At 71.7% G+C, this 17,259-nt stretch carries 16 protein-coding genes; all 16 read left to right on the top strand.

Features of this window, described 5'->3' with window-relative positions:
- The first annotated feature begins 187 nt into the window (after positions 1-187).
- Entirely contained in the window at positions 188-850 is a 663-nt protein-coding gene (locus ACRRSS_RS25085; RefSeq protein ID WP_435973371.1) for a hydrolase, read from the top strand.
- Between the two features lie 5 nt (positions 851-855).
- A complete protein-coding gene (locus ACRRSS_RS25080) occupies positions 856-1,362 on the top strand; it encodes a DoxX family membrane protein (protein WP_435973370.1) in 507 nt (168 codons plus the stop codon).
- A 90-nt stretch (positions 1,363-1,452) separates the two neighbouring features.
- Complete coding sequence (locus ACRRSS_RS25075) at positions 1,453-2,031, top strand: Dps family protein (protein WP_435973369.1); 579 nt, start codon at positions 1,453-1,455, stop codon at positions 2,029-2,031.
- A complete protein-coding gene (locus ACRRSS_RS25070) occupies positions 2,031-3,455 on the top strand; it encodes a dihydrolipoyl dehydrogenase family protein (protein ID WP_435973368.1) in 1,425 nt (474 codons plus the stop codon). Before ACRRSS_RS25075 ends, ACRRSS_RS25070 begins: the two co-directional genes overlap by 1 nt.
- 193 nt (positions 3,456-3,648) lie before the next feature.
- Entirely contained in the window at positions 3,649-4,602 is a 954-nt protein-coding gene (locus tag ACRRSS_RS25065; protein WP_435973367.1) for an alpha/beta hydrolase, read from the top strand.
- Positions 4,599-6,485, top strand: coding sequence for an amidohydrolase (locus ACRRSS_RS25060; protein WP_435973366.1), 1,887 nt, complete (start codon positions 4,599-4,601; stop codon positions 6,483-6,485). Before ACRRSS_RS25065 ends, ACRRSS_RS25060 begins: the two co-directional genes overlap by 4 nt.
- Positions 6,486-6,501: 16 nt before the next feature.
- Entirely contained in the window at positions 6,502-7,239 is a 738-nt protein-coding gene (locus ACRRSS_RS25055) for a GPR1/FUN34/YaaH family transporter (RefSeq protein WP_435973365.1), read from the top strand.
- A gap of 45 nt (positions 7,240-7,284) precedes the next feature.
- A complete protein-coding gene (locus ACRRSS_RS25050; protein ID WP_406055351.1) occupies positions 7,285-7,599 on the top strand; it encodes a GNAT family N-acetyltransferase in 315 nt (104 codons plus the stop codon).
- A gap of 87 nt (positions 7,600-7,686) precedes the next feature.
- Complete coding sequence (locus ACRRSS_RS25045; RefSeq protein WP_435973364.1) at positions 7,687-8,412, top strand: alpha/beta fold hydrolase; 726 nt, start codon at positions 7,687-7,689, stop codon at positions 8,410-8,412.
- A gap of 104 nt (positions 8,413-8,516) precedes the next feature.
- Positions 8,517-9,848 carry an ABC transporter substrate-binding protein gene (locus ACRRSS_RS25040; protein ID WP_435973363.1) on the top strand — a complete coding sequence of 444 codons (1,332 nt, stop codon included), beginning with the start codon at positions 8,517-8,519 and terminating at the stop codon, positions 9,846-9,848.
- Positions 9,848-10,813 (top strand): carbohydrate ABC transporter permease, encoded by a 966-nt coding sequence (locus ACRRSS_RS25035; RefSeq protein ID WP_435973362.1) that lies wholly within the window; start codon positions 9,848-9,850, stop codon positions 10,811-10,813. The genes ACRRSS_RS25040 and ACRRSS_RS25035 overlap by 1 nt, the downstream gene beginning before the upstream one ends.
- The gene (locus tag ACRRSS_RS25030; RefSeq protein ID WP_435973361.1) at positions 10,810-11,697 is read left to right on the top strand and encodes a carbohydrate ABC transporter permease; all 888 of its coding nucleotides are present in this window, start codon (positions 10,810-10,812) and stop codon (positions 11,695-11,697) included. Before ACRRSS_RS25035 ends, ACRRSS_RS25030 begins: the two co-directional genes overlap by 4 nt.
- Positions 11,694-14,462, top strand: coding sequence for a helix-turn-helix transcriptional regulator (locus ACRRSS_RS25025; protein ID WP_435973360.1), 2,769 nt, complete (start codon positions 11,694-11,696; stop codon positions 14,460-14,462). Before ACRRSS_RS25030 ends, ACRRSS_RS25025 begins: the two co-directional genes overlap by 4 nt.
- Positions 14,463-14,597: 135 nt before the next feature.
- Entirely contained in the window at positions 14,598-15,434 is an 837-nt protein-coding gene (locus tag ACRRSS_RS25020; RefSeq protein WP_435973359.1) for an alpha/beta fold hydrolase, read from the top strand.
- A 104-nt stretch (positions 15,435-15,538) separates the two neighbouring features.
- Positions 15,539-16,624: an LLM class flavin-dependent oxidoreductase gene (locus tag ACRRSS_RS25015; RefSeq protein ID WP_435973358.1), complete on the top strand. Its 1,086-nt coding sequence runs from the start codon at positions 15,539-15,541 to the stop codon at positions 16,622-16,624.
- Complete coding sequence (locus ACRRSS_RS25010; RefSeq protein WP_435973357.1) at positions 16,621-17,235, top strand: FMN reductase; 615 nt, start codon at positions 16,621-16,623, stop codon at positions 17,233-17,235. Before ACRRSS_RS25015 ends, ACRRSS_RS25010 begins: the two co-directional genes overlap by 4 nt.
- Positions 17,236-17,259: the final 24 nt, after the last annotated feature.

Below are 17,259 nucleotides of genomic sequence, written 5' to 3'. Positions count from 1 at the left end.
CCATCGGTGACCTGCCGCATCGGCACCTCGACGCGTTCGCGGCTCTGGTCCTTGACCGGTTGTGCGCTGTCGTGCCAACTCCTGGGCGCAGGAGGTCAACTCGGTCGGTCGGGTCGCTCGTAGCTTGAAGAAGTGCCGGGCCGCGGACGCGGCGGGCACGTTACCGACTGCTTCGAGAGGACCCCTCATGTTCGACATCGACAAGGTGCAGGCCGCCCCGAGCAAGGACCTGCTCACGCCCGACAACTCGGTCATGCTCTTCGTGGACCACCAGCCGCAGATGTTCTTCGGCACCGGCAGCGGCGACCGCGCCGCGATCATCAACAGCACCGTGGGTCTCGCCAAGGCGGCTCAGGCGTTCGATGTGCCGGCCGTCCTGACCACGGTCGCCGCCGAGTCCTTCTCCGGGCCTCTGCTGCCGCAGCTCGCGGAGGTGTTCCCCAAGAACGAGGTCATCGACCGCACGACCATGAACGCCTGGGAGGACGAGGCGCTCGTGGCGGCGGTCAAGGCGACCGGGCGCAAGAAGATCATCCTGTCGGGCCTGTGGACCGAGGTCTGCCTGGTGCTGCCCGCGCTCTCCGCCCTTGAGCAGGGGTACGAGGTGTACGTCGTCTCCGACGCGTCCGGCGGCGTCAGCCCGGCCGCCCACGAGCACGCGCTCCAGCGGATGATCGCGGCCGGCGCCGTCCCGGTGACCTGGGTGCAGGTGCTCCTGGAACTGCAGCGCGACTGGGCGCGCCAGGAGTCGTACGGCGCGGTCATGGAGATCGTCAAGGCCCACGCGGGCGCGTACGGCCTGGGCGTCGTGTACGCGCAGGCCGTCATCGGCGCGCACGCCGCCGGCTGACCCCTGTGGACACCGGCATTCTGATCCTGCGTCTGCTGGTGGGACTGCTCGTCGCCGGCCACGGTGTGCAGAAGATCAGCTCACACCTGGGCGGCAAGGGACTCGAGGGCGGTACCGAGGAGTTCCGCGCCGACGGTTTCCGCGGCGGTGCCCTCACCGCCCTGGCGGCGGGCGGTGGCCAGATCGGATCGGGCCTGCTGCTCGCCACCGGCCTCCTGACCCCGCTCGCCGCGACCGGCGTCATCGGGGTCATGACGGTCGCGCTCACCGTGAAATGGCGCCACGGGCTCTGGGTGCAGAACGACGGGTACGAGTACCCGCTCGTCCTCATCGGCACCGCCGCCGCCCTCGCCGCCACCGGACCCGGAGCGTGGTCCCTCGACGCGGCCCTCGGCCTCACGCCGTACCCGCTGTGGTGGGCGGCCCTCGTACTCGTGGCCGGTCTCGGCAGCGGGCTCCTCACCCGGCTCGTCCTGCACCGGCCCGCCGCCCCGGCGATCGCCGAGCGCTGAGCGCGAGCGGCGCAGACCGGTCCGGCCGCCCGCGTACCCCCGACCGGGCGGCCGGGCCCTCCCACCTTCTCTCCCGAACAGGAGCACCCGATGGACACCCTCACGTCCCCGCACGGCGGCGGTCAGCCGCTGCTGCATCAGAAGGGCGCCGAGACCCAGGCGTTCGGCACGCTCAAGCAGCTGCCGATCGGCCTCGGCCACGACACCCGCATGTACGCCTGCCAGCGGCTGAACCGCGTACTCGCCGACACACAGATCCTGTACTCCCTCTACAAGAAGCACCACTGGCTCATGCGCGGGGCGACCTTCTACTCGCTCCACCTGATGCTGGACAAGCACGCGGAGGCCCAGCTGGCCATCGTGGACGCGCTGGCCGAGCGGGTCCAGAGCCTCGGTGGCGTCGCCGTCGGGGACCCGCGCCACGTCGCGGAACTGACGGCGATCCCCCGTCCGCCGGACGGCGTCGAGCCGGTGCCCGTCATGCTGTCGCGGCTCCTCGACGCGCACGAGCGGATCCTGATCGACGCGAGGGACGCCGCCGCCCGGATCTCGGCGGAGGGCGACGAGGGCAGCACCGACCTGCTCGTCTCCGAGGTCATCCGGAACGGCGAGGCGCAGGTGTGGTTCCTGGCCGAGCACCTCGTGGACACCCCTTTGGTGCACGGCTGATGGACACGTACGACGTCGTCGTGGTCGGCGGCGGTCCGGCCGGAGAGGTCGCCGCCGACCGGACCGTCCGGTCGGGGCTTACCGCCGTCGTCGTCGAGGCCGAGGCGGTCGGCGGCGAGTGCTCCTACCGTGCCTGCGTGCCGAGCAAGGCCCTGCTGCGACCCGGCGCCGCCCGAGCGGCGGCACGGTCGGTCGACGGGGCCCGGCAGGCGGTCACGGCGGCACTCGACCCGGCGCGCGTCCTGGCCCGGCGTGACCGTTTCACCGGGCGCGGTGACGACACCGGCCAGGCCGGCTGGCTCGATGGTGCGGGCATCGCGCTCGTACGGGGGCACGGACGGCTCGCCGGTGAGCGCCGGGTGGAGGTGACCGGGGCCGATGGCACGGTCCGTACCCTGCGGGCCCGGCACGCGGTCGTGGTCTGCACCGGCACGGAGCCCGCCCTTCCGCCGGTCGAAGGGCTCGACCGGATCGGTGTGTGGACCAACCGGCAGGCCACCACGGCCGACGCGGTGCCCGAGCGACTCGTCGTCATCGGCGGGGGAGTGGTGGCCTGCGAGATGGCCACCGCGTGGCGCTCGCTCGGCTCCTCCCTCACTCTGCTGGTCCGCGACCAGGCCCTGCTGACCGGCTGGGAGCCGTGCGCCGGCGAAGAGGTCACCCGCGGGCTGAGCGATCTGGGCGTCACGATCCGCTTCGGGGTGTCGGCCGTCCGGGTCGTCCGTGACGCCGACACCCGCACGGTGACCGTGAACACGGACGACGGCACCACCCTCGTCTGCGACGAGGTCCTCGCCGCCGTCGGCCGACGCCCGAGCACCGCGGACCTCGGCCTGGACTCCGTCGGACTGCCGGCAGGCGACTGGCTCCCGGTCGACGACACCTGTCGGGTCACCGCGATCGAGGGCGCATGGCTCTACGGCGTCGGCGACGTGAATCACCGCGCGCCGCTGACCCACATGGCCAAGTACCAGGCCCGCGCCTGCGCGGCGGCGATCGCCGAGCGGGCGGCAGGACGCCCGGCCGTCACCGGCGGCCGACAGCCGTGGAGCGCGGAGGCCGACCACATCGCCGTCCCCCAGGCCGTCTTCACCCGTCCCGAGGTCGCGAGCGTCGGTCTCACGGAACGCGCGGCACGCGAGGCCGGTCTCGCGGTACGCACGGTGGAGTACCGCATCGACGACGTCGCCGGCGCCGCGCTCCACGCGGACGACTACCGCGGCCTCGCCAAGCTCGTCGTCGACGAGACCCGGGGAGTCGTCGTCGGCTGCACGCTCACCGGCCCGATGGCGACCGAACTCATCCACACCGCCACCGTGGCCATCGTGGGCGAGGTCCCCCTGGAGCACCTGTGGCACGCCGTGCCCGCCTTCCCGACGGTGAGCGAGGTCTGGCTCCGGCTCCTGGAGGCGTACGGCCTCTGAGGCGAGGCCCCGCCCGGCCGCCGAACGGTGGACGGCCCGGCGCACCCGCTCGCACATCACCGAAGGGGACGCGTCGCACGCCGTGGCCGTCTCCGGTCCGGCCGTGGTCACCGACGTGATCCTCGACGCCGCACGGGCGAGCCGCTGAGCCCGACCCGCACCCTCTCGTACATCCCCAGAAGGAGAACCCCTCATGAAGAACCGACCGATCCTCGAACCCGCCGCCCAGGCCTTCGCCGACGCCACCGCCCAGCCGCCGTACCTCTACCAGATTCCCGTCGCCGAAGGCCGTAAGGCCGTGGACGGTGTCCAGAGCGGTGAGGGTGTCCCCCTGCCCGAGGTCGACGAGGAGTGGATCACCGTCCACGGCGGCCCGACCGGCGACGTCCGCGCCCGGATCGTCCGCCCTCGCGGCGCCACCGGCCCGCTTCCCGTCATCCTCTACATCCACGGAGCGGGCTGGGTCTTCGGCAACGCCCACACCCACGACCGGCTCGTCCGCGAACTCGCCGTCGGCACCCGGGCGGCCGTGGTGTTCCCCGAGTACGACCTCTCGCCCGAGGCGCGCTACCCCGTCGCGATCGAGCAGAACTACAGCGTCGCCCAGTGGGTCGCCCGCGAGGGACACCACAAGGACCTCGACGGCACGCGGATCGCCGTCGCGGGCGACTCGGTCGGCGGCAACATGAGCGCCGCCCTCACTCTCATGGCCAAGCAGCGCGGCGACGTCATCCTCGTCCAGCAGGTCCTCTTCTACCCGGTCACCGACGCGAGCTTCGACACCGACTCGTACCACCAGTTCGCCGAGGGCTACTTCCTGCGCCGCGACGCGATGAAGTGGTTCTGGGACCAGTACACGGCCGAGGAGGCCGAGCGCACGCAGATCACCGCCTCGCCGCTGCGCGCCACCACCGAGCAGCTCACCGGCCTGCCGCCCGCCCTCATCATCACCGCCGAGGCCGACGTCCTGCGCGACGAGGGCGAGGCGTACGCGACGAAGCTCCGTGCCGCCGGTGTCCCCGTCACCGCCCTGCGCGTCCAGGGCGTCATCCACGACTTCGTCATGCTGAACGCACTGCGCGAGACGCAGGCCGCGGAACTCGCCATCGGTCTCGCCACCGACACCCTGCGCAAGGCCCTCGCATGACCGGGCCGTCGACGAGCATGCCGGTGGCGGGCCTCGCCCCCGCCCCGCGTCGGGAGCACGAGCACGCCGACCTCCTCGTCCGTAACGCCAAGGTCTTCACCGGTGACCCCGACCGGCCCGAGGCCCGCGCCGTCGCGGTCCGTGACGGCCGGGTCGCGGCCCTCGGGGACGACCACGACCTCGCCCACCTCGTCGGGCCGGGGACCAAGGTCGTCGACGCCCTCGGCCGCAGGGTGATCCCCGGTCTCAACGACTCGCACCTGCACGTCATCCGGGGCGGCCTGAACTACGTCCTGGAACTGCGCTGGGACGGGGTGCGCAGTCTGCGCCACGCGCTCGCCATGCTGCGCGAACAGGCCGGTCGCACCCCCAAGGGGCAGTGGATCCGCGTCGTCGGCGGCTGGACCGCCGAACAGTTCGCCGAACGCAGGATGCCGACCGTCGCCGAGCTGAACGCCGCCGCCCCCGACACCCCGGTGTTCGTCCTTCACCTGTACCAGTCGGCGCTGATGAACCGGGCCGCCGTCCAGGCCGCCGGATTCACCCGGGAGACCCCCGACCCGCGCGGCGGGCAGATCGTACGCGGCCGGGACGGCGAACCCAACGGCGTCCTCCTCGCCGCCCCGAGCGCCCTCATCCTGTACTCGACCCTGGCCAAGGCGCCGACCCTGGACGAGGCCGACAAGCGGACGTCGACGCGCCACTTCCTGCGCGAGCTGAACCGCTTCGGACTGACGTCCGCGGTCGACGCCGCCGGCGGGTTCCAGAACTTCCCCGACAACTACGCCACGGTCGTCGACCTCGCCAGGTCGGGGGAGCTGACCCTCCGGATCGCCTATCACCTCTTCCCGCAGACGGCCGGCCAGGAGCTCGCCGACCTGAAACGGTGGACCGAGACGGTCAAGCCCGGGGACGGGGACGAGTGGCTCCGGCTCAACGGCGCGGGAGAGAACCTCACCTGGGCCGCCGCCGACTTCGAGAACTTCTCCGAACCCCGGCCCGAACTCGCCGCCGGCTACGAGACCGAATTCGAGAGCGCCGTCCGTCTTCTCCTCGAGAACGGCTGGGGCTTCAGGCTCCACGCGACCTACGACGAGACGATCCGCCGCGACCTGGCCGTCTTCGAGAAGCTCGCGGCGGAAGGACTCTTCCCCGGCGACAACCGCTGGCTCTTCGATCACGCCGAGACCGTCTCGGCCGACAGCCTGGACCGGATCGCGGCCCTCGGCGGCGCCCTCTCCGTCCAGAACCGCATGTCCTTCCAGGGCGCCGCGTTCCTCGACCGCTACGGCGCCGAGGCCGCCGCCCACACCCCGCCGGTCCGGGCCATGCTGGACCGGGGACTGACCGTCGCCGCCGGAACCGACGCCACCCGCGTCTCCTCGTACAACCCCTGGGTCGCTCTCCACTGGCTGGTCACCGGGCGCACCGTCGGCGGCACGGCCCTCTACCCGGCCGGGAACCTGATCGACCGGGAGACCGCCCTCGGCCTCTACACCCGGGGCGGAGCGCGGCTCACCGGCGAGCAGGACGTCAAGGGAACCCTTCGAGAGGGCTGCTACGGCGACCTCGCGATCCTCTCCGACGACTTCCTCACTGTGCCCGAGGACGTCATTCCCGACATCGAGTCCGTGCTCACCGTCGTCGGCGGCCGCGTCGTCTACGCGACCGCCGAGTACGAGGGCCTCGACGAGGCCGTTCCGCCGGTGAGTCCCGAGTGGAGCCCGGTGGCCCACTTCGGCGGCTACCAGAGCGGCGCCCGCCAGGCATCGGCCGTGGCCGACGCCGTCGCCGAGTCCGAGCGGCACCGCCGCTGGCGCGTCGCCCGGGGCTCCGTCCCCGACACGACGCCGTCCTTCGTCGACCCCTGCTTCGAGCACTGAAAGAGAGATTCACCCGATGTCCGCAGCCTCCCCCGCCGCCGACAGCGGCGACACCCCGGCGACCTCGCCGGACGCGCCCCCGGGACGCCGTTTCGAACCGGACCTCCGGTCGATGACACGGATCAACCTGCGCCCCATCGCCTCACCCATGCCGCTCGGCTTCTTCACGATAGCCATCGCCTCCGTGATGACGGGCTGCCTCCAGCTCGGGCTCTTCGACGAGGCGGCCCGCGCCGCCGTCGCCTACACCGTGCTGCCGGCCTTCGTCCTCCAACTCCTGGTGAGTTTCCTGGCCTTCGGCGCCCGTGACGTGATCGCGGCTACGCTGATGGCGGTCTTCGCCGGCAGCTGGCTGCCCTACTCGCTCATCATGCTCAGCGGCGCGGCCGACGGCCTTCAGGTCCTCGGCGTGTTCAACCTGGCGCTCCTCTGCTTCGGGGCCCTGATGACCGCCGTGACCCGGCCCAAGCGCGCCCTGTGGCTCGTCCTCGCGGTCTCCCTGCCTCGCTGGGCGGCCACCGGTCTCGGGGGCATCACCGGCGCCGAATGGCTGACGCGCACGTCCGGTGCGCTCGGCCTCTTGGTGGCGCTGGTCGCGATGTACACGGCGTTCGCCCTGATGCTCGAGGACATGCGCAGCGAACAGGTCCTGCCCATCGGCCGCAGCGGCCCCGCCCACCTCGCCGTGGAAGGCGACCTGGCCGTCCAGCTCCGCAACCTGGAACGCCAGGCGGGCGTACGCCGCACGCTCTGACCGCGCCCACCCACCCCGTCACACCACGACCGCACAGGAGCACCCATGGAACCGCAGGTGACGGACCGGCCTCAGAAGTCCCGGTACGAGATCCTCGCCGGCGACGACGGCACCGAGACCGCGGGCTTCGCCGAGTACCACCTCTCGGAGGGCGAGATCGCCTTCATCCACACCGAGATCGACAGCCGGTTCGCCGGCCAGGGCTTGGGCGGTCTCCTTGCCCGGGGAGCGCTCGACGACGCCCGGGCCCGTGGGCTGCGCGTCCTGCCGTACTGCCCCTTCGTCCGGGGCTGGATCGGCAAGCACCCCGAGTACACCGACCTGGTGCCCGAGGCGAGGCGCGCCCGCTTCGGCCTGTGAAGCACCGCGCATCCCTCTCCCGCATCCCAGTCCCATCCCTGTCCCTGTCCCCAGCCCCATCCCCGTCACGCACCGAGGAGTTCCCCCATGCCCCGGCACGCCCGCCCCACCGTCGTCCTGGTCCACGGCGCCTTCGCCGACGCCTCCAGCTTCGCCCGCGTCATCCCCGAACTGACCGCCGCCGGCATGGAGGTGGTGGCTCCGGCGGTGCCCAACCGCGGCCTCGTCGACGACGCCGCGTACATCGCCTCGGTGATCCGCGCCGTCGAGGGCCCCGTGATCCTGGTCGGGCACTCCTACGGCGGTGCCGTCATCACCCTCGCCGGGACGGAGGACAACGTCCGCGCACTGGTGTACCTCGCGGGATACGCGCTGGAGGAGGGCGAGAGCCTGGGTGAGCTGCAGGGTCGCTTCCCCGACTCCGGCCTCGCCGACGCGCTCGTCCACACCCCGTTCCCGGTGGCCGGCTCCACCGAGACCGGCACCGACGTCTCGGTGGAGATCGAGAAGTTCCCCGCCCTCTTCGCGGCGGACGTCGACCCCGACCTCGCCGCGGTGCTCGCCGTCTCCCAGCGCCCCTTGGCCGCACGTGCCTTCTCGGAGGCGGCGCCTGTCGCGGCGTGGAAGACCAAGCCCTCGTGGGGCCTGGTCGCCTCCTCCGACCGCACGATCAACCCCGATGTGGAGCGCTACGGCTATGAGCGCGCCGGCATGACCACCGTCGAGGTCGACTCCTCCCACCTGGTCATGCTTGCCCATCCCAAGGCCGTGGCGGAGCTGATCGAGGACGCGGCCCGGTCCACCGCTCACTGACCCGATCGTCCAGGATCGAAGCGATTAGTCGATAATGTTTGAGCGCTGGTAGCTTCTGATCGCCCCCGAGGATCCTTCGGCGGGCGATCGGAGGAGCAACACCCATGAGGTTCGGCGCGAGGCTCGCGCTCGCGGTCATCGCCCTCGCCGCCCTTGCCGCCGCCTGCGGTGTTCCGCAGGACAGTGGTGCGCAGTCGCACACCGCCGTGGACTGTGGGCCGTACGCCAGGTACGGCAGGCACCCCGGCACCAAGGTCACCGTCTACGCGGAGAACCGGGACCGGGAGGCCGATCTGTTCGAGGAGACCTGGGCGGACTTCGCGGACTGCACGGGAATCGACGTCCACTACGAGGGGGACGGGGAGTTCGAGGCCCGGATCCAGCTCCGGGTCGACGGCGGGAACGCGCCTGACGTGGCGTTCTTCCCTCAGCCCGGGCTCCTGGAACGCTTCGCGCGGGCGGGGAAGCTGAAGCCCGCGAGCGCCGGGGTCGTGGCCCTCGCGAAGCAGGGCTGGTCGGCGGACTGGAACAGCTACGCGACCGTGAACGGCACCCTCTACGGCACGCCACTGGTCGCGAACGTGAAGTCGTTCGTCTGGTACGCGCCGAAGTTCTTCCACGCCAGGGGACTGAGCGTTCCCCGTACGTGGTCCGAGCTGATGGCCGTGACGGAGAAGGTCGCGGCGTCGGGCGTCAAGCCGTGGTGCGCGGGCATCGAGTCCGCCGAGGCGACCGGCTGGCCCGTGACGGACTGGATCGAGGACGTCCTGCTGCGTCAGCAGGGCACGGACGTCTACGACCAGTGGGTCGCCCACGAGATCCCGTTCAACGACCCTCGGGTGATCAAGGCCATGGACACCGTGGGGTCCATCCTCAGGAACGACCGGTACGTCAACGGCGTTTTCGGTCCGGCCCGTTCGATGGCGTCGGTCTCCTTCCAGGAGGCCGGCACACCGATTCTCTCCGGCGACTGCGCGATGCACCGCCAGGCCTCGTTCTATGCCGACATGTGGCCGAAGGGCACCGAGATCGGACCGGACAAGGACGTCTACGCCTTCCTCCTGCCGGGGGCCGACCCGGCCAACCGCCCCGTACTGGGCGGTGGAGTGTTCACCGCGGCGTTCGCCGACCGTCCCGAAGTACGGGCCTATCAGGAGTATCTGGCCTCCGCGGACTTCGCGAACGCGCGTATGAGGAAGGGCCCGTTCGTCTCGGCGAACAAGGGCGTGGATCCGGCGAACGCCGCCACCCCCGTGGACAGGCTCTCGATCCGGCTGCTCCAGGATCACAGGACACAGTTCAGGTTCGACGGTTCGGACCTGATGCCCGCTTCGGTCGGCGCCGGGACGTTCTGGAAGGGATTAGTCGACTGGATCGGCGGCGCGCGCACCCGGCAGGTCGCCGACTCCATCGAACGGTCCTGGCCGAGCCGCTGATGTCGTTCGACGTCGTCGCCCAGCAGCCCAAGCTGCTGTACCTGCTCCAGGGCGTCGCCGCCTTCGCGGCGGTGGTCTCCCTGATTCTGCTGGCGCTGCACCGGGGGCCGGTTCGGAGAAGGGCCGCGGCCCTCCTCCTGCTGGCCCCCGCGCTGCTGCTGCTCACGGTGGGTCTCCTCCTGCCCGGTCTGCGCACCCTGGTCCTGTCGTTCACCGACAGCGGGGGAGACGCGTGGGCAGGCTGGGACAACTACGTGTGGATGGTCACCGACCCCCGGGCGAGGGTGGCGCTGCGCAACACCCTGGCGTGGGTGGTGCTCGTGCCGTTGCTGGCGGCCTCGGTCGGTCTGCTCTACGCGGCGGCCGTCGAACGGTCGCGGTTCAGAGCGTTCGCGCTGTCCCTCGTCCTGATGCCGATGGCGATCTCCTTCGTCGGCGCGGGTGTCGTCTGGAAGTTCGTCTACGCCTACCGTCCCACGGAGACCGGGCAGATCGGGCTGCTGAACCGGCTCGTTGTCGCGTCCGGCGGCGAACCCAGGCAATGGCTCGTGGACTCTCCCTGGAACGTCCTGTTCCTCATCGCGGTGATGGTGTGGACACAGGCGGGCTTCGCGGCCGTCCTGCTGGCCGGCGCGATCAGGGCCGTTCCCGGAGAGCTGACCGAGGCGGCCCGACTCGACGGCGCGTCCCCCCGGCAGATCTTCTGGCGGATCACCATGCCGTCGATCAGGCCCACGCTGCTCGTCGTGGTCCTCACCCAGGCGATCGGCACCCTCAAGGCCTTCGACATCGTCAAGACCATGACCGGCGGACAGTTCGACACGGGCGTCATCGCCCACGAGATGTACGACCAGGCCTTCCGCTACGGCGAGACAGGCCGCGGCGCGGCGCTCGCCGTGCTCCTCTTCGTCCTCGTCACCCCCTTCGTCGCCCACCAGGTCCGGGCACGGCGGAGGACGGTGTGAACGGCGTCCGGGAGCGTCTGGCCTCCCGCGCCTTCACGTCGATCGCCGTGGTGATCGCGGTCCTCTGGACGACACCGACCCTTGGTCTGCTGCTCTCCTCGTTCCGTCCCGAGGAGGAGATCAAGACGACGGGCTGGTGGACCGTGTTCGGTACGCCGCACCTCACGCTCGACAACTACGGCGAGGTGCTGTCCGGCGGCGGGAACGCGTCGGGGCGGCTCGCGGAGTACTTCGTCAATTCCGTCGTCATCGCCCTTCCCTCGGTGCTGTTCCCGCTCGTACTGGCGTTTCTCGCGGCGTACGCCCTGGCGTGGATCGACTTCAGGGGGCGGGACGCGCTCGTCGTCGGCATCTTCGCGCTCCAGGTCGTGCCGCTCCAGATGGCGCTCGTCCCCCTTCTGAAGCTGTTCTCCCAGGGCTGGCTGTTCCTGCCCGCGTGGGACCTCACCGGTCCCGCGCGTTTCGGCCAGGTCTGGTTCGCCCACACGGTCTTCGCGCTGCCGTTCGCGGTGTTCCTCCTGCACAACTTCCTGGCGGGGCTGCCACGGGACCTGATCGAGGCCGCCCGCGTCGACGGCGCGTCGCACGGGACGTCGCTGCTCCGGATCGTCCTGCCCTTGGCCCGCCCGGCCCTGGTCTCCTTCGCCATCATCCAGTTCATCTGGGTGTGGAACGACCTCCTCGTGGCACTGACGCTGTCGGGCGGGACGGCCGAGACCGCGCCGATGACGGTCAGACTGGCGAGCCTGGCCGGGACGTACGGCGACGAGTGGCAGCGGCTCACCGCAGGAGCCTTCGTGGCGGCTTTCGTCCCGCTGCTCGTCTTCTTCTGCCTCCGGCGGCACTTCGCACGGGGACTGCTCGCCGGATCGGTCAAGGGATGAGCCTCGACCGGCCCGAGGGGGAAGGCATGGCGGTGGCCGGGAGCACGGCGCTGAGCCGGCCCGGTCTGCGGGGCCGCGAAGCCGAGCTGGAGCGGTTGCGCGCCCTGGTCGAGGCGGTGCGCGACGGCGAGGGAGGAGCGATCGCGCTGCTCCTGGGCGAGCCCGGGATCGGGAAGACCGTACTGCTGCAGGAGACCGTCTCGGTCGCGCGGGCCCACGGGTTCGTCGTCAGCCATGGACGCGCCGAGGAACTGCACGAGCTGGCACCGCTCGCCTCACTGGCCTCCGGCCTCCTGCACGGTGACCCGCCGCTGCTGTCCAGCACGGACTTCGCAGACCTCGCGGGCCATCACGGCCAGCGCGTCTGGCTCGTCGAACGACTGGCCCAGCTGATCGAGGAACGCTCGACGGGCACGCCCGTACTGATCGCGGTCGACGACGTCCAATGGGCCGACCCGCTGAGCCGGTTCGCCCTGAGCGTCATGCCGGCACGGCTGCTCAGCTCCCCGGTCCTCTGGCTGCTCACGGGCAGGAACGACCCGGAACTGTACGGGCAGGGGCCGCGGACGACGACCCTCCCCCTCCGGCCGCTGTCCGGCACGGCCCTGGCCGAGCTGGCGCGGGACGTCCTCGGCGGGGACGTGCCGACGCAGGTCGCGGAACTTCTCGATGGCGCGGGAGGCAACCCCTTCCTCGCTGCCGAGATGCTCTCGGGCATCGCGGCCTCGGGCGCGAACGCGCCGGAGCCGCCGGAGCGGCTGGTCCGCGGTGTACGCGACCGGCTGGCCGACCTGCGGCCGGACACCCTCCACTTCCTGCGGATCGGCTCGGTCCTCGGCCGCGCGTTCTCGCTCGCCGACGCCGCCGCCCTGTGTGGCCGGCCCGCCTCCGGACTCAGCGCCGAAGTGGACGAGGCGCTCGCCGCCGCCCTCCTCCACGACGACGGTGAACGCCTCCTGTTCCGCCACGACCTGCTCCGCCAGGCGGTGTACGCCGATCTCGCCCCCTCCGTACGCCGGGCGCTCCACCGCGAGGCCGCGAGCCGGCTCGTCGCGGCAGGCCGGAGCTCCACCGACGCGGTCCCGCATCTGCTGAAGAGCGCCGAACCAGGCGACCAGGAGGCGATCGGGCTGCTCGGCACGGCCGCCACTGACGTGATCGCCGTGATGCCCGACCTCGCCGCCGACCTGGCCGTACGCGCCCTGGAACTCGTACCGCCCCACCTGCCCATGGTGTTCGACGTGGGAGAACGGGCCATCGTCGCGCTGACCCGCGCGGGCCGGTACACCCAGGCACGGGACACCGGCGACACGCTGCTCGCCCGGCAGCCGCCCCTGGACGTCTTCGCCCGTCTGCAGTCCGTACTCGGCGACACGCTGTGGCACCTCGACGACGTCCACGAGCTGACCCGCCGCTCGACGGCGGCACTGGCGGTCGTCACCGACCCGACGATCCGCGCCCGGCTCACCGCCCGACAGGCCCTCGCCCGGTCCCGCGGGCGCGACCTCGGGGCCGCTCGCGAGACCGGCGAACGGGCGCTCGCCGAAGCGGAGCGGTCCGGTGACCGGGAGGCCCGTGTCCTCGCGCTGTGGGGCCTCGGCGAGATCGCCCTCAACGCGGGCGACTGCGCCGCCGCCGTCGAACACCACACGGCGCTGAGCGTGTTCGACACGGCCTTCCTGCCCGAGGAGGCCGTCGCCCGGATCCACCTGGACGACTTCGACACCGTACGGCGACTGCTCCGGACGGCGGGCGACGCTCCCCAGCGTCCCGCCATGCTGAGCTGGGCCCAGGGAACCCTGAACATGGGGCTCGGCCGGCTCGACGACGCGGACGCCGATCTCGTCACCGCCGAGCGGATCGAAGCGGACCTCCGCGTGCCCGGCAACCTGGTCAACATCCGCGTCAACCGCGGCCTCCTCGCGATGCTGCGCGGCGACCGCGAAGCCGCGCGGGAACACCTGGACGTCGTGCGGGCGACCGTGGCCGAGCGGCCGAACACGGGCAACCACGCCACGCACCAGTACTTCGAGGCCGTCGTCGCCGACGCCGACGGCGACCACACGGCAGCGGCCGAACTGGTCCGATCCGTGCAGCGGGACCATCCCTTCCTCCGATGGCGGCTGCTGCGCCCCCATGTCGTCCAGGCCGTGCGGATCGCCCTGCGCGGCGGGGACCGGAACCTGGCCGAGGACCTCGCGGCCCAGGCTGTCGAACACGCCACCCGCAACCCCGGCGTGCCGACCGCCCAGGGGGCGGCCGCCCACGCGTCCGCCTTGGCGAACGCCGACCCGGGACTCCTGGAGCGGTCGGTCCGCATCCTCCTCACCGGCCCCCGGCCGCTGGCCCTCGCCGCCGCGTCCGCCGACCTCGGGCACGCGCTGCTCACAGCGGGCGACCCCGCCGCGACACCCGCTCTGACCAGGGCCCACGACATCTACGCCCAGGCGGGGGCCGATGCCGAGGCCGCCCGGGTCCGGGCCGATCTGGAACGGGCCACCAGCCGCTCCGGCCGGCGCGCCGGAGGCCTCCGGCCGCGTCCCGGCCAGGGCTGGGACGCGCTCACTGCCTCGGAACGCAAGGTCGCCCGGCTGATCGCCGCGGGCCACACCAACAGGTCGGCCGCGGAGGCCCTCGTCGTCTCCCCGCACACGGTCAACACTCATCTGGCGTCGATCTTCCGCAAGCTCTCGGTGCGCTCGAGGGTCCACCTGGCCCGGATCGTGCTCGCGGAGGGCGACGCCGGAACAGCCACCGACGGCTGAGTGACCTCTGCGTCCCCGTGCAAGGGGTGGTGCGTCGTACGGCAACAGAAGGTGCGGGACCGGGCCTAGCGTGACGGGCATACCGCGCCGCTTCGACGCGCGGACCAGCCGACCCGGAATCGAGGAAGCATCCCCATGCCGTACATCACCGTGGGCCAGGAGAACACCAACCCCATCGAGCTGTACTTCGAGGACCAGGGTGCCGGGCAGCCCGTCGTCCTCATCCACGGCTTCCCGCTCGACGGCCACTCCTGGGAGCGCCAGAGCGCCGCGCTGCTCGACGCCGGCCACCGCGTGATCACGTACGACCGCCGCGGATTCGGGCAGTCCTCGCAGCCGACCGTCGGCTACGACTACGACACCTTCGCCGCCGACCTGAACACCGTGATGGAGACCCTCGACCTGAAGGACGCCGTCCTGGTCGGTTTCTCCATGGGCACCGGCGAGGTCGCCCGCTACGTGTCCACGTACGGCTCCGGCCGGGTCGCCAAGGTCGCCTTCCTGGCCTCGCTCGAGCCCTGCCTGCTCAAGAGCGACGACAACCCGGACGGCGTCGCCCCGAAGGAGTTCTTCGACGGCGTCGTCGCCGCCGTCAAGGCCGACCGCTACGCCTACTACACGGCCTTCTTCAACGATTTCTACAACCTCGACGAGAACCTGGGCACTCGCATCAGCGAGGAGGCCGTCCGCGACAGCTGGAACACCGCGGCCCGCGGCGGCTCCTTCGCCGCGTCCGCCGCGCCGGCGACCTGGTACACCGACTTCCGCGCCGACATCCCCGCCGTCGACGTGCCGGCCCTGATCCTGCACGGCACCGCCGACCGCATCCTGCCGGCCGAGGGCACCGCACGCCCCTTCCACAAGGCGCTCCCGTCGGCCGACTACGTCGAGATCGAGGGCGCCCCGCACGGTCTGCTGTGGACCCACGCCGAGGAGGTCAACACCGCCCTGCTCGCCTTCCTGGCGAAGTGACGCCGCACCGTCGACCCGCCGGGTGGCGCCGGATCCCCCGGCGCCACCCCGGCCCCCGGTTCCCCGGCGCGGGAACCGGACGAGCTCAGGAGAGCAGACACCCCATGCAGTTCGGCATCTTCACCGTCGGGGACGTGACCCCCGACCCCACCAACGGCCGTACTCCGTCGGAACACGAGCGCATCAAGGCGATGGTCGCCATCGCCCTCAAGGCCGAGGAAGTCGGCCTGGACGTCTTCGCGACAGGCGAGCACCACAATCCGCCGTTCGTCCCGTCGTCGCCGACGACCATGCTCGGCCACATCGCCGCCCGCACCGAGAGGCTGATCCTTTCCACGTCCACGACGCTGATCACCACCAACGACCCGGTGAAGATCGCCGAGGACTACGCGATGCTCCAGCACCTGGCCGACGGCCGGGTCGACCTCATGCTGGGGCGCGGCAACACCGGGCCGGTCTACCCGTGGTTCGGCCAGGACATCCGCCAGGGCATCGACCTCGCCAGGGAGAACTACACGCTGTTGCGCCGGCTGTGGCGCGAGGACGTCGTGGACTGGGAGGGCACCTTCCGTACGCCGCTCCAGGCCTTCACCTCGACACCCAGGCCCCTGGACGGCGTCCCGCCGTTCGTCTGGCACGGATCCATCAGGTCCCCCGAGATCGCGGAGCAGGCCGCCTTCCACGGAGACGGCTTCTTCCACAACAACATCTTCTGGCCGGCCGACCACACCCGGCGCATGGTGCAGCTCTACCGGCGCCGGTTCGCGCACCACGGCCACGGCCGGCCGGAGGACGCCATCGTCGGCCTGGGCGGACAGGTCTTCATGCGGAAGAACTCCCAGGATGCCGTACGGGAGTTCCGTCCCTATTTCGACAACGCTCCCGTGTACGGCCACGGCCCGTCGCTGGAGGACTTCACCGAGCAGACCCCGCTGACGGTGGGCTCTCCCCAGCAGGTCATCGAGCGGACCCTGTCGTTCCGGGAGAGCGTCGGCGACTACCAGCGCCAGCTGTTCCTGATGGACCACGCGGGCCTGCCCCTGAAGACCGTCCTTGAACAGCTCGACATCCTCGGCGAAGAGGTCGTGCCCGTGCTGCGGAGGGAATTCGCCAAGGGGCGTCCGTCCGACGTGCCGGAGGCCCCAACGCACGCATCCCTCCGGGCCTCCCGGGAGGTGTCCGCCGCATGAAGCTGATCGTCGTCTCCGCGGGGCTGAGCACCCCCTCCTCCACCCGCCTGCTCGCGGACCGGCTGGCCGAGGCGGCCCGCGACGAACTCGCCGCCCGGGGGCAGGCGCCGTCGACCGAGGTCGTGGAGCTGCGGGAACTGGCCGGCGACATCGCCGACCACCTCGTGACGGGCTTTCCGCCGCCGCGACTGAGCGCCGCGATCGACGCGGTGACGGCGGCTGACGGCCTGATCGTGGTGACTCCCGTGTTCGCGGCTTCCTACAGCGGTCTCTTCAAGTCCTTCTTCGACGTGATCGACCCGGACGCCCTCTCCGGGAAGCCGGTCCTGACCGCGGCGACGGGCGGTACCGCCCGTCACTCCCTGGTCCTTGAGCACGCCGTGCGCCCGCTCTTCGCCTATCTCCGCGCCGTCGTCGTCCCCACCGCCGTGTTCGCGGCCTCCGAGGACTGGGGCTCGGGGGGAGACGAGTACACCGACGGCCTGCCCGGCCGCGTCCGCCGGGCGGGCGTCGAGCTCGCCGCGCTCATGGCGGCGCGCCCGGTCGGTGAAGAGCCCGAGGACGACGTCACCGTCCTCGAACGGCAACTCGCCGACCTGCGCTTCGACTGAGACGGGCCCCTGGGGGCGGGCGAC

Origin of the sequence: Streptomyces sp. Qhu_M48 (assembly GCF_051305195.1) — a bacterium.
Taxonomy (GTDB): domain Bacteria; phylum Actinomycetota; class Actinomycetes; order Streptomycetales; family Streptomycetaceae; genus Streptomyces.
This window is presented reverse-complemented; position numbering and strand designations above follow the sequence as displayed.

Coding starts and splice junctions, on each gene's coding strand:
- ACRRSS_RS25060 (WP_435973366.1), top strand. CDS start 4,599: ATGACCGGGCCGTCGACGAGCATGCCGGTGGCGGGCCTCGCCCCCGCC.
- ACRRSS_RS25020 (WP_435973359.1), top strand. CDS start 14,598: ATGCCGTACATCACCGTGGGCCAGGAGAACACCAACCCCATCGAGCTG.
- ACRRSS_RS25015 (WP_435973358.1), top strand. CDS start 15,539: ATGCAGTTCGGCATCTTCACCGTCGGGGACGTGACCCCCGACCCCACC.
- ACRRSS_RS25040 (WP_435973363.1), top strand. CDS start 8,517: ATGAGGTTCGGCGCGAGGCTCGCGCTCGCGGTCATCGCCCTCGCCGCC.
- ACRRSS_RS25055 (WP_435973365.1), top strand. CDS start 6,502: ATGTCCGCAGCCTCCCCCGCCGCCGACAGCGGCGACACCCCGGCGACC.
- ACRRSS_RS25075 (WP_435973369.1), top strand. CDS start 1,453: ATGGACACCCTCACGTCCCCGCACGGCGGCGGTCAGCCGCTGCTGCAT.
- ACRRSS_RS25050 (WP_406055351.1), top strand. CDS start 7,285: ATGGAACCGCAGGTGACGGACCGGCCTCAGAAGTCCCGGTACGAGATC.
- ACRRSS_RS25085 (WP_435973371.1), top strand. CDS start 188: ATGTTCGACATCGACAAGGTGCAGGCCGCCCCGAGCAAGGACCTGCTC.
- ACRRSS_RS25035 (WP_435973362.1), top strand. CDS start 9,848: ATGTCGTTCGACGTCGTCGCCCAGCAGCCCAAGCTGCTGTACCTGCTC.
- ACRRSS_RS25065 (WP_435973367.1), top strand. CDS start 3,649: ATGAAGAACCGACCGATCCTCGAACCCGCCGCCCAGGCCTTCGCCGAC.
- ACRRSS_RS25010 (WP_435973357.1), top strand. CDS start 16,621: ATGAAGCTGATCGTCGTCTCCGCGGGGCTGAGCACCCCCTCCTCCACC.
- ACRRSS_RS25025 (WP_435973360.1), top strand. CDS start 11,694: ATGAGCCTCGACCGGCCCGAGGGGGAAGGCATGGCGGTGGCCGGGAGC.
- ACRRSS_RS25070 (WP_435973368.1), top strand. CDS start 2,031: ATGGACACGTACGACGTCGTCGTGGTCGGCGGCGGTCCGGCCGGAGAG.
- ACRRSS_RS25045 (WP_435973364.1), top strand. CDS start 7,687: ATGCCCCGGCACGCCCGCCCCACCGTCGTCCTGGTCCACGGCGCCTTC.